This window comes from Streptomyces sp. BK022 (assembly GCF_004217355.1).
In the GTDB taxonomy this organism is placed as follows: domain Bacteria; phylum Actinomycetota; class Actinomycetes; order Streptomycetales; family Streptomycetaceae; genus Streptomyces; species Streptomyces griseoluteus.
Genome location: NZ_SHKU01000002.1, coordinates 420946 through 434324 on the forward strand (window position 1 = coordinate 420946; position 13379 = coordinate 434324).

13 protein-coding genes are annotated in these 13379 nt (G+C 73.0%); 6 read left to right on the forward strand and 7 right to left on the reverse strand.

Annotated elements, in window-relative coordinates; translation table 11 throughout:
• Window positions 1-32 precede the first annotated feature (32 nt).
• A complete protein-coding gene (locus tag EV284_RS08025; protein ID WP_086694722.1) occupies window positions 33-857 on the reverse strand; it encodes a purine-nucleoside phosphorylase in 825 nt (274 codons plus the stop codon).
• A gap of 221 nt (window positions 858-1078) precedes the next feature.
• Here EV284_RS08025 and EV284_RS08030 point away from each other — a divergent pair, with 221 nt between their 5' ends.
• A complete protein-coding gene (locus tag EV284_RS08030; protein WP_130331767.1) occupies window positions 1079-2527 on the forward strand; it encodes an NAD(P)H-quinone dehydrogenase in 1449 nt (482 codons plus the stop codon).
• A 143-nt stretch (window positions 2528-2670) separates the two neighbouring features.
• Complete coding sequence (locus EV284_RS08035) at window positions 2671-3612, forward strand: DeoR/GlpR family DNA-binding transcription regulator (RefSeq protein ID WP_130331769.1); 942 nt, start codon at window positions 2671-2673, stop codon at window positions 3610-3612.
• A 176-nt stretch (window positions 3613-3788) separates the two neighbouring features.
• On the opposite strand, the gene EV284_RS08040 is transcribed toward EV284_RS08035, so the two are convergent.
• Window positions 3789-5561 (reverse strand): biotin carboxylase N-terminal domain-containing protein, encoded by a 1773-nt coding sequence (locus EV284_RS08040; RefSeq protein WP_130331771.1) that lies wholly within the window; start codon window positions 5559-5561, stop codon window positions 3789-3791.
• Between the two features lie 375 nt (window positions 5562-5936).
• Between EV284_RS08040 and EV284_RS08045 the strand changes: the two genes are divergently transcribed.
• The gene (locus tag EV284_RS08045; protein WP_242625624.1) at window positions 5937-6485 is read left to right on the forward strand and encodes a hypothetical protein; all 549 of its coding nucleotides are present in this window, start codon (window positions 5937-5939) and stop codon (window positions 6483-6485) included.
• On the opposite strand, the gene EV284_RS08050 is transcribed toward EV284_RS08045, so the two are convergent.
• The 4 genes from EV284_RS08050 to EV284_RS08060 form a co-directional block, all read right to left on the reverse strand.
• Entirely contained in the window at window positions 6457-7071 is a 615-nt protein-coding gene (locus EV284_RS08050; RefSeq protein ID WP_130331773.1) for a nucleoside triphosphate pyrophosphatase, read from the reverse strand. The two genes, EV284_RS08045 and EV284_RS08050, sit on opposite strands and share 29 nt — an antisense overlap.
• 39 nt (window positions 7072-7110) lie before the next feature.
• Window positions 7111-7239 carry a hypothetical protein gene (locus EV284_RS33525; protein ID WP_267881259.1) on the reverse strand — a complete coding sequence of 43 codons (129 nt, stop codon included), beginning with the start codon at window positions 7237-7239 and terminating at the stop codon, window positions 7111-7113.
• Window positions 7240-7303: 64 nt separating this feature from the next.
• Window positions 7304-7510: an acyl-CoA carboxylase epsilon subunit gene (locus tag EV284_RS08055; protein ID WP_130331775.1), complete on the reverse strand. Its 207-nt coding sequence runs from the start codon at window positions 7508-7510 to the stop codon at window positions 7304-7306.
• 22 nt (window positions 7511-7532) lie between these two features.
• Window positions 7533-9134: an acyl-CoA carboxylase subunit beta gene (locus EV284_RS08060; protein WP_130331777.1), complete on the reverse strand. Its 1602-nt coding sequence runs from the start codon at window positions 9132-9134 to the stop codon at window positions 7533-7535.
• A 110-nt stretch (window positions 9135-9244) separates the two neighbouring features.
• Between EV284_RS08060 and EV284_RS08065 the strand changes: the two genes are divergently transcribed.
• Together EV284_RS08065 and EV284_RS08070 are read left to right on the forward strand one after the other, a co-directional pair.
• Window positions 9245-10105 (forward strand): biotin--[acetyl-CoA-carboxylase] ligase, encoded by an 861-nt coding sequence (locus tag EV284_RS08065; RefSeq protein WP_130331779.1) that lies wholly within the window; start codon window positions 9245-9247, stop codon window positions 10103-10105.
• 228 nt (window positions 10106-10333) lie between these two features.
• Window positions 10334-11458: an adenylate/guanylate cyclase domain-containing protein gene (locus EV284_RS08070; RefSeq protein ID WP_130331781.1), complete on the forward strand. Its 1125-nt coding sequence runs from the start codon at window positions 10334-10336 to the stop codon at window positions 11456-11458.
• Between the two features lie 9 nt (window positions 11459-11467).
• On the opposite strand, the gene EV284_RS08075 is transcribed toward EV284_RS08070, so the two are convergent.
• Window positions 11468-12040: a hypothetical protein gene (locus tag EV284_RS08075; protein ID WP_130331783.1), complete on the reverse strand. Its 573-nt coding sequence runs from the start codon at window positions 12038-12040 to the stop codon at window positions 11468-11470.
• Between the two features lie 492 nt (window positions 12041-12532).
• Between EV284_RS08075 and EV284_RS08080 the strand changes: the two genes are divergently transcribed.
• Window positions 12533-13327, forward strand: coding sequence for an enoyl-CoA hydratase-related protein (locus EV284_RS08080; RefSeq protein ID WP_130331785.1), 795 nt, complete (start codon window positions 12533-12535; stop codon window positions 13325-13327).
• Window positions 13328-13379: the final 52 nt, after the last annotated feature.

The following is a 13379-nucleotide window of genomic DNA, read 5'->3' on the forward strand; positions in this document are numbered from 1 at the left end:
CTCTCTCGATTCCGTCCGCTGCCGCCGTCGGGCTACAGCCGGTTCAGCACCTGGCCGAGCAGCTGGCCCATGCGCGCCGCCGAGTCGCGGCCCGCCTGGAGGACCTCCTCGTGGTTCAGCGGCTCGCCGGTCATGCCGGCGGCGAGGTTGGTGACCAGGGAGATGCCCAGCACCTCGGCACCGGCCTCGCGCGCGGCGATGGCCTCCAGCACCGTGGACATGCCGACCAGATCCGCGCCGATCACGCGGGCCATGCGGATCTCGGCCGGGGTCTCGTAGTGCGGGCCGGGGAACTGCGCGTAGACGCCCTCCTCCAGGGAGGGGTCGATCTCCTTGCACAGGGCGCGCAGGCGCGGCGAGTACAGGTCGGTGAGGTCGACGAAGTTGGCGCCGACGATCGGGGAGGTGGCCGTCAGGTTCAGGTGGTCGCTGATCAGCACCGGCTGGCCGGGGCGCATGCCCTCGCGCAGGCCGCCGCAGCCGTTGGTCAGCACGATGGTCTTGCAGCCGGCGGCGACGGCGGTGCGCACCCCGTGCGCGACGGCGGCGACGCCACGGCCCTCGTAGTAGTGGGTGCGGCCCAGGAAGACCAGGGCGCGCTTGTCACCGAAGGTGTACGAGCGGATCTTGCCGCCGTGCCCCTCGACGGCCGGCGGCGGGAAGCCGGGCAGCTCGGTGACCTGGAACTCGGCGTCGGGCTCGCCCAGGGCGTCCACGGCCGGTGCCCAGCCGGAGCCCATCACGAGGGCGACGTCGTGGGTCTCGGCGCCGGTGAGTTCGCGCAGGCGCGCGGCGGCGGCGTCGGCGGCGGCGTGCGGGTCGCCCTGGCGGTCGTCCGGAAGGAGAGATGCGTTCACGCGGACGAGGGTAGCCGGTGTTCTCCTACGCGCGTAGATGACAGAGCCCACAGGAATGCGATCGTTGTCATGCCGATTTCGACAAAGGGTGGGCAAAACGGCTGCGCCTGGTTGACCTGGGGTGCCTCACACGCCGTGCGGCGCTGTGAAAACTCCGCTCCCACCAGCCCGTATCGGCGCATGTGCCCCCGCCGCGCCCGCTTCCGGCCGGGTGCGGGACAATGGGGTACGTGACTCGGATCGTGATCATCGGTGGCGGACCCGGCGGATACGAGGCGGCGCTGACGGCCGCCCAGCTCGGCGCGGAGGTGACCGTCGTGGACTGCGACGGTCTGGGCGGGGCGTCGGTGCTGACCGACTGCGTGCCCTCGAAGACCCTCATCGCCACGGCCGAGGTGATGACCACCTTCGACTCCTCCTACGAGGAGCTGGGCATCATCGTCGCCGACGACACCCCGCACATCGAGCAGGCGGCCCGCGTGGTCGGCGTGGACCTCGGCAAGGTCAACCGCCGGGTGAAGCGGCTCGCGCTCGCCCAGTCCCACGACATCACCGCCTCCGTCACCCGCGCCGGTGCCCGTGTCATGCGCGGCCGGGGCCGCCTGGAGGGCATGCAGGCCCTCGACGGCTCCCGCAAGGTCGTCGTCACCGCCGCCGACGGCACCGAGGAGACCCTCACCGCCGACGCCGTGCTCATCGCCACCGGCGGCCACCCGCGCGAGCTGCCCGACGCCCAGCCGGACGGCGAGCGCATCCTGAACTGGACCCAGGTCTACGACCTCACCGAGCTGCCCGAAGAGCTGATCGTGGTCGGCTCCGGCGTCACCGGTGCCGAGTTCGCCGGTGCCTACCAGGCGCTCGGCTCCAAGGTCACCCTGGTCTCCTCGCGCGACCGCGTGCTGCCCGGCGAGGACCCGGACGCCGCCGCCGTGCTGGAGGACGTCTTCCGCCGCCGGGGCATGAACGTGATGGCCCGCTCCCGCGCCCAGTCCGCCAAGCGGGTCGGCGACCGGGTCGAGGTCACCCTCGCCGACGGCCGCGTGATCACCGGCACGCACTGCCTGATGGCGGTCGGCGCGATCCCGAACAGCGCGGGCCTGGGCCTGGAGGAGGCCGGGGTCAAGCTGCGCGACTCCGGGCACATCTGGACCGACAGGGTCTCCCGCACCAGCGCGCCCGGCGTGTACGCGGCCGGCGACGTGACCGGCGTCTTCGCGCTGGCCTCCGTCGCGGCGATGCAGGGCCGGATCGCGGTCTACCACTTCCTCGGCGACGCGGTGGCCCCGCTCGACCTCAAGACGGTCTCCTCCAACGTCTTCACCGACCCCGAGATCGCCACCGTCGGCTACAGCCAGGCGGACGTGGACGCGGGCAAGATCGACGCGCGGGTGGTGAAGCTGCCGCTGCTGCGCAACCCGCGCGCGAAGATGCAGGGCATCCGGGACGGCTTCGTCAAGATCTTCTGCCGGCCGGGCACCGGGATCGTGGTCGGCGGTGTGGTCGTCGCGCCGCGCGCCTCGGAACTCATCCACCCCATCTCGATCGCGGTCGACAACAACCTGACGGTCGAGCAGATCGCCAAGGCGTTCACGGTCTACCCGTCGCTGTCCGGCTCGATCGCCGAGGTGGCCCGGCAGTTGCAGACCCGCAAGGCGGGCGGCGCGGGCTGACCGGCGGGGTCCGGGCGGCCCATGCGGGCGGCATAGTCGGCCGGTAGGTCCCTATATCACTTCCAGGGTCCGGTTGCGAACAACTTCTGCTATTCGGCGCAAACTGCTGAAAGCAGACGGTCGTTGGGGTTACTGTCAGTTTCGTGTTCGCTGCAGAACGTCGTCAACTGATCCTCGAAATGGTGCGAGCGAACGGGGCCGTGTCGCTCCGTGAACTCGCCCGCGTCGTCCAGACCTCCGAAGTGACCGTACGGCGGGACGTGCGCGCGCTGGAGGCAGAAGGACTCCTCGACCGCCGGCATGGCGGTGCGGTACTGCCGGGTGGATTCACGCGAGAATCCGGCTTTCCGCAGAAATCCCATCTCGCGACCGCGGAGAAGACGGCCATCGCCGACGTCGCCGCGGGGCTGGTCGAAGAGGGCGAGGCCATCGTGGTCGGCGCCGGGACGACCACCCAGGAGCTGGCCCGCAGACTGGCCCGGGTACCGGGCCTCACCGTGGTCACCAACTCCTTGCTGGTGGCGCAGGCGCTGGCCCATGCCAACCGGGTGGAGGTCGTCATGACCGGCGGCACCCTCCGGGGCTCCAACTACGCCCTGGTCGGCTCCGGCGCCGAGCAGTCCCTCCAGGGGCTGCGCGTCTCCAAGGCGTTCCTCTCGGGGAGCGGCCTGACCGCGGAGCGCGGGCTGTCCACGTCCAACATGCTGTCGGCCTCCGTGGACCGGGCCCTGGTCCAGGCCGCCTCCGAGGTCGTGGTCCTCGCCGACCACACCAAGCTGGGCACGGACACCATGTTCCGTACGGTGCCCACCGAGGCGATCACCCGCCTGGTCACCGACGAGCCCCCGGGTCACGACGACCGCGCCGCCACCGAGCTCCAGGCCCTGGCCGACCAGGGCGTGCAGATCACGGTGGCCGGAGCGGCGGGCGCCCCGGCCCCGGACCAGCCCCAGGCCCCCCGCGGCCAGCGCTCCTCCCAGCTCCCCGGCCCTCGTCGGGGCCAGGTCCCCGGCTCAGCCCTCCGCGGAGTCCTCAACGACCAGCCCACCGACCGCGCGAGGGTGGCGGACCTGCGCCGCAGGTAGCGCCTCGACGGGGCGTCACGGCCGACGGGGGCGCCGGTGCCGTCACGGGCGCCCTCCCTGGGGAACCGTTCCTTCGGCCGGTGCCGTGCCGAGCGTGCCCTTCGAGGGCTGCTGGGCGTAAGCCGACGCCCGGCGGACCGTGTCCGGTCGCCGGGCGTCGGATCGATGACGTCGGGTCAGTCCTTGATCTCGCAGATCGGGGCGCCCGAGGTGATGGAGGCGCCCACCTCGGCGAGGAGGCCCTTGACGGTGCCGGCTCGGTGGGCGTTGAGGGGCTGTTCCATCTTCATGGCCTCCAGGACGACGATGAGGTCGCCCTCCTGGACGGTCTGGCCCTCTTCGACGGCCACCTTGACGATGGTGCCCTGCATCGGGGAGGCGAGGGTGTCGCCGGAGGCCACGGGGCCGGACTTCTTGGCCGCGCGGCGCTTGGGCTTGGCGCCCGCCGCGAGGCCGGTGCGGGCCAGGGACATGCCGAGCGACGACGGGAGGGAGACCTCCAGGCGCTTGCCGCCGACCTCGACCACGACCGTCTCCCGGCCCAGCTCCTCGTCCGCGTCCGCGTCGGCGGGGGCGGTGAAGGGCTTGATCTCGTTGACGAACTCGGTCTCGATCCAGCGGGTGTGGACCGTGAAGGGGTCCTCGGAGCCGGTCAGCTCCGGCGCGAAGGCCGCGTCCCGGACCACCACACGGTGGAACGGGATGGCCGTGGCCATGCCCTCGACCTGGAACTCGTCCAGCGCCCGGGCGGCGCGCTCCAGCGCCTCCTTGCGGGTGCGGCCGGTCACGACCAGCTTGGCCAGCAGGGAGTCCCACGCCGGGCCGATGACCGAGCCGGCCTCCACGCCCGCGTCCAGCCGGACACCGGGGCCCGCCGGAGGGTCGAAGCGGGTGACCGTACCGGGGGCGGGCAGGAAGCCCCGGCCCGGGTCCTCGCCGTTGATGCGGAACTCGAAGGAGTGCCCGCGCAGCTCGGGGTCGCCGTAGCCCAGCTCCTCGCCGTCGGCGATGCGGAACATCTCGCGGACCAGGTCGATCCCGGCGACCTCCTCGGTCACGGGGTGCTCGACCTGGAGGCGGGTGTTGACCTCCAGGAAGGAGATCGTGCCGTCCTGGCCGACCAGGAACTCACAGGTGCCGGCGCCCTCGTAGCCCGCCTCCTTGAGGATGGCCTTGGACGCCCGGTACAGCTCCTCCACCTGGGCCTCGGAGAGGAACGGCGCCGGGGCCTCCTCCACGAGCTTCTGGTGGCGGCGCTGGAGCGAGCAGTCACGGGTGGAGACGACGACCACGTTGCCGTGCTTGTCGGCCAGGCACTGGGTCTCCACGTGCCGGGGACGGTCGAGGTAGCGCTCCACGAAGCACTCGCCCCGGCCGAAGGCGGCGACGGCCTCGCGGACCGCCGAGTCGTACAGCTCCGGCACCTCTTCGAGGGTGCGGGCGACCTTCAGGCCGCGACCGCCACCGCCGAAGGCGGCCTTGATCGCGATCGGCAGGCCGTGCTCCTTGGCGAAGGCCACGACCTCGTCCGCGCCCGACACCGGGTCCGGCGTACCGGCGACCAGCGGGGCACCCGCGCGCTGCGCGATGTGCCGGGCGGCGACCTTGTCACCGAGGTCCCGGATCGCCTGCGGCGGCGGGCCGATCCAGGTCAGACCAGCGTCCAGCACGGCCTGGGCGAACTCGGCGTTCTCCGAGAGGAAGCCGTAGCCGGGGTGAATCGCGTCCGCGCCGGACTCCCGCGCGGCGTTCAGGACCTTCTCGATGTCCAGGTAACTGGTGGCCGGGGTGTCACCGCCCAGGGCGAACGCCTCATCCGCGGCCCGGACGTGCAGAGCGTCCCGATCCGGGTCGGCGTACACGGCCACGCTTGCGATGCCTGCGTCCCGGCAGGCCCGCGCCACACGGACAGCGATTTCGCCACGGTTGGCGATGAGCACCTTGCGCACGATTGAGGCTCCCTCCTTGAAACAAGCCGAGTTTAGGGACAGCCGACACGGCACATCGACCCGTCCCCAATGGTGAGCTTGCCCACACGGAGCGTGATGCGTGGCCCGCTCGACCCGCGAAAGCCCTTGTCGCACCACGGTACGCAGGACTCCACCGGAAAACCCTAGCCCCGCCATGTGGCCAAGGTCTCTGTGAGAGCGTGCTGCGGGCCACGCGGTTTCTTTGTGGAGTCCCTACGAATGGCCCAATGATTCTTTGCCGCCGACCGGGGTCTTGTCCCCTGTCCTACCCGTTAGTAGCGTTCGCGCTGACCCGGCGTACTGCCGGTAACAGGCGATCCGCGCGGGGGCGGCGGCGAAGGTGGGGTGGGGCCGGTGGTGCGCAGACCGGTGGCATGGATCGTGACGGTCGTCCTGCTGGCCGAGGCGGTCGGCATCGCGGCGGTGAACTGGCTGCTCGGCATGGTCGCGGACAACCAGCGGATGTCCCTGGCCGGGCTCGACCCCGACGTGATGGCGACGTCCTCGAAGGTGGGAGCCGTGGTCTTCGGGCTCTACTTCGCCTTCTGCGCCCTGGTGGCCCTGCTGGTCGCCGTGCGCGACCGCGCCCCGGCCGGCCTCGGCCGCGTCCTGCTGATCAGCGCCGCCGTGGTGAACGGCCTGCTGGGCGCGGTCGCCTGGGGCCTGGTGGGCCCGGGGGCGTTCCTGGCGATGATGGTGGTGCTCGCCCTGCTGGTGCTGCTGCTGGTGACGTACGACCGTCCGCGTGACGCGGGCGCCCGCCCGGCCGGCGACACGCCCGGCGCGGGGGGCGCCCCGGAGGCCGCCCCGGAACCGGAGCCCACGTCCACCCCTACGGGTGACCCTCAGAGCCGTACGGCCGACACCCCGGACATCACTCGGACGGCGCCCACAACTCCGTGATCCCGACACCCAGTTCGCCGAGCAGCTTGCGGACGAGGGGGAGGCTGATGCCGATCACGTTGCCGTGGTCGCCCTCGATGCCCTCGATGAAGGGGGCCGAGCGGCCGTCCAGGGTGAAGGCGCCGGCGACGTGGAGGGGCTCGCCGGAGGCGACGTAGCGGGCCACCTCCTCGTCCGTGGGCTCGCCGAAGCGGACCACGGTGGAGGCGGTCGCGGAGACGTACCGCTTGGCGGCGGTGTCCCAGACGCAGTGACCGGTCTGGAGGACCCCGGCGCGGCCGCGCATCGCCTTCCAGCGGGCGGTGGCCTCCTCGGTGCCGGCGGGCTTGCCGAGCGCCTGCCCGTCCAGCTCCAGCACCGAGTCGCAGCCGATCACCAGCGCGCCCTGCACCTCGGGCCGGGCCGCCACCACGGACGCCTTGGCCTCGGCGAGGGCGAGGGCCAGCTCGGCCGGGGTGGGGGCGGTGACGGCGTCCTCGTCGAACCCGCTGACGATCACCTCGGGCGCCAGCCCGGCCTGCCGCAGCAGACCCAGCCGGGCGGGGGACTGGGAGGCGAGAACGAGGCGGCGCCGCTGGTCTGTCATGCGATCAGCCTAACGCCGGACCTCACCTCGCCCGAGCCCTCACCTCAGCCCGATGACGATCATCGCCAGCACCATGGCCAGGGCCATGAAGAGGCCGAGCCGCCTGAGCTTCTCCTCCATGTGACGGAGTTCCTCGGGCGGCTCGTCCTCGGGGTCTGACCACAGCATGGCTCCAGCGTGGGGCGCGGCCCGGCCCCCGCGCCTGAGTACCCGTACTCAGGTTCCGGTTCAGCTAGGGCCAGTAGGTCCGGGACCAGGACGCCGGCCCCGGCGGGGGCAGGCGACGGGCGGCGATGCGCGCCGGGTCCGACCACGCGTCGCGCGGCCCCTCCGCGCCGGACGGCGGCTCGGCCGCCGCCACGGCGCGGGCGCGGACCACCGCCAGGGCGGCGGCCAGCTCCTCCGGGGTCGGGTTGCCTCGTACGACCTTGATGTTCATGACGGCTCCCGTCGGCGCTGTCCTACAGGGGGATGTTGCCGTGCTTCTTCGGAGGGAGGGATTCCCGCTTGGTACGGAGCTGACGCAGCCCCCGGACGATGTGCCCGCGGGTGTCCGACGGCATGATCACCGCGTCCACGTAGCCGCGCTCGGCCGCCACGTACGGGTTGAGCAGCGCGTCCTCGTACTCCTGGACCAGCCGCGCCCGCGTCTCCTCGCCCGTGCCGGCGGTCTCCGCCTCGGCGATGGTGCGGCGGTGCAGGATGTTGACCGCGCCCTGCGCGCCCATCACCGCGATCTGCGCGGTCGGCCAGGCCAGGTTGAGGTCGGCGCCCAGGTGCTTGGAGCCCATCACGTCGTACGCGCCGCCGAACGCCTTGCGGGTGATGACGGTGATCAGCGGGACGGTGGCCTCGGCGTAGGCGTAGATCAGCTTGGCGCCGCGCCGGATGATGCCGTCCAGCTCCTGGTCCACGCCGGGCAGGAAGCCGGGCACGTCCACGAAGGTCAGCACCGGGATGTTGAACGCGTCGCAGGTCCGCACGAACCGGGCGGCCTTCTCGGACGCCTTGATGTCCAGGCATCCCGCGAACTGCATCGGCTGGTTGGCGACCAGACCCACCGGGTGCCCCTCGACCCGGCCGAAGCCGGTGAGGATGTTCGGCGCGAACAGAGCCTGCGTCTCGAAGAACTCCCCGTCGTCCAGCACGTGTTCGAGCACGGTGTGCATGTCGTACGGCTGGTTCGCGCTGTCCGGTACGAGGGTGTCCAGCTCGCGGTCCTCGTCGCTCAGGCCGAGGTCCGCCTCCTCCGCGTAGACCGGGGCCTCGCTGAGGTTGTTGGACGGCAGGTACGACAGCAACTGCTTGACGTACTCGATCGCGTCCTTCTCGTCGCCCGCCATGTGGTGGGCCACGCCGGAGTTGGTGTTGTGGGTGCGGGCGCCGCCCAGCTCCTCGAAGCCGACGTCCTCACCGGTCACCGTCTTGATCACGTCGGGGCCGGTGATGAACATGTGCGAGGTCTGGTCGACCATCACCGTGAAGTCGGTGATCGCCGGGGAGTAGACCGCGCCGCCCGCGCACGGGCCGACGACCAGGCTGATCTGCGGGATCACTCCGGAGGCGTGGGTGTTGCGGCGGAAGATCTCGCCGTACGCGCCCAGCGAGGCGACGCCCTCCTGGATGCGGGCGCCACCGGAGTCGTTGATGCCGATGACCGGGCAGCCGGTCTTCAGCGCGAAGTCCATGACCTTGACGATCTTCTGGCCGTACACCTCGCCGAGGGCGCCGCCGAAGACGGTGAAGTCCTGGGAGAACACGGCCACGGGGCGGCCGTCCACCGTGCCGTACCCGGTGACGACACCGTCGCCGTACGGGCGGTTCGACTCCAGGCCGAAGTTGGTGGACCGGTGGCGGGCGAATTCGTCCAGCTCGACGAACGAATCCTCGTCCAGGAGGAGTTCGATGCGTTCACGGGCCGTCAGTTTGCCCTTGGCGTGCTGCTTCTCCACCGCGCGTTCCGAGCCGGCGTGCGTCGCCTCGTGGATGCGCCGCTGGAGATCCGCGAGCTTCCCGGCGGTCGTGTGGATGTCGGTGTCGTGACGCTCTTCCGGCTCGGACATCGGGATGCGGCTCCCTGCCTGCTCAAAAGGGGGGACGATTACTCATCCGTAGCGTAGTGCGGGCCCCACCTCTCAGGAGTGCGGTCTTTCCCACACCTAGGGTTACTTGCATGACGCCGCACAATGCCTCAGGTCCCAGCCGCTGGTCCGACCTGGACCGTCCGCCGCTCAACGTGACCGCGCTGCGCCGCGGGCTCCTCCACGAGGGCGGACTGTGGACCTCGGTCGACGTCGTCCAGCGCACCGGCTCCACCAACTCCGACCTCGTCGCCCGCGCGGGCTCCGGTGCGGCGGCCGAGGGCGCGGTGCTGGTCGCGGAGGAGCAGACGGCCGGACGCGGGCGGCTGGACCGGCGCTGGACGGCGCCGCCGCGCTCGGGCCTCTTCTTCTCCGTCCTGCTGCGCCCCGCCGAGGTCCCCCTGGAGCGCTGGGGCTGGCTGCCGCTGCTGACCGGCGTCGCCGTGGCCACCGGCCTGTCCCGCGCGGCCGGGGTCGACACGGCCCTGAAGTGGCCGAACGACCTGCTGGTCACCGTCGGCGGCGAGGAGCGCAAGGCGGGCGGCATCCTGGCCGAGCGGGCCGGCGAGGACGGCGTGGTGGTCGGCGTCGGCCTCAACGTCTCCCTGCGCGCCGACGAACTCCCCGTCCCGCAGGCGGGCTCGCTGGCGCTGGCCGACGCGGTGTCCACCGACCGCGACACCCTGCTCCGCTCGGTGCTGCGCTCCCTGGAGACCTGGTACGGCCGCTGGCGCTCGGCCGGCGGCGACCCCGTCACCAGCACCCTCCAGGAGACCTACGCGGCCGGCTGCGCGACCCTCGGCCGCCAGGTCCGGGCGGAGCTGCCCGGGGACCGGGCGCTGGTGGGCGAGGCGGTGGCTCTCGACGGCGACGGACGCCTGGTCATCGCCACGGCGGAGGGCGGTCGGGAGGCCGTGGGAGCGGGGGACATCGTGCATCTGCGCCCGGCGTAGCGGGCGGTGTCCGGCGGCGGGTCGGGCGTTCCCGGCCCCGGAAAGCGGGCAGAGGGGCGTGGGGACACCGGGCCGCGCCCCCGCCGTGCGCGGTGCGCGCCGGGCGGTGCTTCCGGGGGGTGAAGGGTGCGTCCGGGTGGGCGGTCCCGGCGGAGTGAGCTGGCGCACACCTGCCGTAGAGTTGAGGCCGGTCGGACCTGACCGCGGCAGATCGGAAGGGCAGCAGGCGTGAGCGTCGACGACACGGGCTCCGGCGCGGGCGCGGAGGGCCGGGTGGACCCCGATGCCCCCGACCCCGGCGACGACCCGCTCGCCCTCCGCCTCGAACAGCTCATCCTCGGCGCCGAGCGCCGCTACACCCCCTTCCAGGCCGCCCGCAGCGCCGGTGTCTCCATGGAGCTGGCGTCCCGCTTCTGGCGGGCGATGGGCTTCGCCGACATAGGCCAGGCGAAGGCGCTCACCGAGGCCGACGTACTCGCCCTGCGGCGGCTGGCCGGTTTGGTCGAGGCGGGGCTGCTCAGCGAGGCCATGGCGGTGCAGGTGGCGCGCTCCACCGGGCAGACCACCGCCCGGTTGGCCGAATGGCAGATCGATTCCTTCCTGGAGGGGCTGACCGAGCCCCCCGAGCCGGGCATGACCCGCACCGAGGTCACGTACCCGATCATCGAGCTGCTCCTGCCCGAGCTGGAGGAGTTCCTCGTCTACGTCTGGCGCCGCCAGCTCGCCGCGTCCGCGGGGCGGGTGGTGCAGAACGTGGACGACGCGGAGATGGTCGACCGGCGGCTCGCCGTCGCCTTCGCCGACCTCGTCGGCTTCACCCGGCTCACCCGGCGGATGGAGGAGGAGGAACTCGGCGAACTGGTCGAGGCGTTCGAGACCACCGCGGCCGACCTGGTGGCCGCGCGCGGAGGCCGGCTCATCAAGACCCTGGGCGACGAGGTCCTCTACGTCGCCGACGACGCGGCCACCGCCGCGGACATCGCCCTCCGCCTGGTCGAGACGCTCTCCCACGACGAGACGATGCCCGAGCTGCGGGTCGGCATGGCCTTCGGCACGGTCACCACGCGCATGGGCGACGTCTTCGGCACGACCGTGAACCTCGCCTCCCGGCTGACCTCGATCGCTCCCCGCGACGCCGTCCTCGTCGACAGCGCCTTCGCGGAGGAGCTCGTCCGCACGGGCGTCGCCCCCGCCTCGGAGGCCGAGGCGGCCGAGGCCGCGGCGACGGCCGAGAAGGAGGGCGAGACCCCTCCCGACTACCGCTTCGCCCTCCAGCCCATGTGGCAGCGCTCGGTGCGTGGCCTGGGCATGGTCGAGCCGTGGCTGCTCGCGCGGCGCGGCGAGACGGGCTGAGGGCTGCTCCTACCGCAGTTCCAGACACACACCGAGTACGGGCACGCACAGGCCCTTGCCGTCCGGCGTGGGCGCTGAGGCGCTCGCCGCGGGGGCCGGTGTCGTCGGTGCCGGTGTGAACGACGGCGCGGGCGCCGGCGGGGTCGCGGCGGGGGCTTCGGGAGCGGTGGAGGTCCTCGGCACGACAGCTGGCGGGGTCTCGCCGGGCGGCGCGGCGGGCGGAGCGCTCGCTTCGGCACGGGGGCCGGCGGGAGTGCCGTCCGCGCCGCCGGGCGCGGGCCGCGTGGACCGCGTGGGCCGTGGGGCGGAGAGCGGGGCGGCCTTCGACGCCGGCGGTACGGCGACGACGGTGGCAGAGACCCCGGCCGAGGGCTCGGCACCGAGCCTGACCGGATGCCGTGGTTCGGCCTCGGCGGTGCCGGGCCCGGAATCGGGAGCGACCCGCACGAGACTCAGTACGGCCACGGCGAGGGCGACCGCCACCCCGAGCAGCAGCACGACCCGGGCCCGCCCGCGCCGATGCCTGCCGTGGCGCAGGGCGGCCAGGGCACGCCGGGTCCGAGAGGCCGGGGGCAGGGGCATTTCCGCTGGGGAAGCGGCCGGAACCGCGCCCCTCTCCGGCCGGTCCGCGGCGGGAGCGGGCTCCCTCCGGCCCGCGCGCGCGCGCTCGCCGGCCCCGGCGCCCTTCGTGCCCGCACCCGGCGCCGGTGGCAGGCCGTCCCCCTCGCCCCGCCCGGCCTCGCCCGTCCGTGGTTGCCCGACCCCCGTCCGCACCCGGAAGGACACCCCCGGGTGCTTCGTCGGGTCGGTCGGGATGCGGGCCGCCGAACTCAGGGGAACCGATTCCGCGGGGAAGGGGGGCGGGGGCTGGACTCTGCGTGGCATGGGCTCCGCTCCTTCCCGGTGTGTGCTGGGGGCGTCAGCCGTGGGGGACGTTAGGCGCTCGTGTGGGTGGTGGGGGCGGAGTCGGGAGGGGGGTCACCCGAACGGGTGGGGCCGGGGCTTTTCCGGGGAGCGGGTCTGCTGGGATGATCGGCGGCACAGTCAGTTAACCCGCGTTAACCGGAGGGCGTCATGGGCGAGGAGCGGTACGGGGAGTTCGTGCTGGTGCGGAGGCACGGGCACGTGGCCGAGCTGGTGCTGGACCGGCCGAAGGCCATGAACGCCGTGTCGACGGAGATGGCCCGTTCGCTCGCGGCGGCCTGCGCGGCACTGGGTGCGGACCAGGACGCCCGCGTGGTCGTACTGACGTCCTCCAGCGAACGCGCGTTCTGCGTCGGCGCGGACCTGAAGGAGCGGAACTCGTTCACCGACGCGGACCTCGTCCGGCAGCGCCCGGTCGCGCGCGCGGCGTACACCGGTGTGCTGGAGCTGCCGGTGCCGGCCATCGCGGCGGTGCACGGCTTCGCGCTGGGCGGCGGCTTCGAACTGGCGCTGGCCTGCGACCTGATCGTGGCGGACGAGACGGCCGTGGTCGGGCTGCCCGAGGTGTCCGTGGGCGTGATCCCCGGCGGGGGCGGTACGCAGTTGCTGCCGAGGCGCGTCGGCGCGGCCCGCGCGGCCGAGCTGATCTTCACCGCGCGCCGGCTTCCGGCTCCGGAGGCGGCCGGCCTCGGCCTGGTCGACCAGCTCACCGAGGCGGGCCGCGACCGCGAGGAGGCGCTCGCGCTGGCCGCGAGGATCGCCCAGAACTCCCCGGTGGGCCTGCGGTCGGCCAAGCGGGCCCTCCGGCTGGGCCAGGGCCTGGACCTGCGGGCCGGTCTGGAGGTCGAGGACGCGGCCTGGCGGGCGACGGCCTTCTCCGGGGACCGCGCCGAGGGAGTCGCCGCCTTCAACGAGAAGCGCGCCCCCGAGTGGCCCGGCGAGTGAGCGTGCGGTGACCACCTGATCGCCCGCGCCGATGCCCCTGATGTGCCCATTC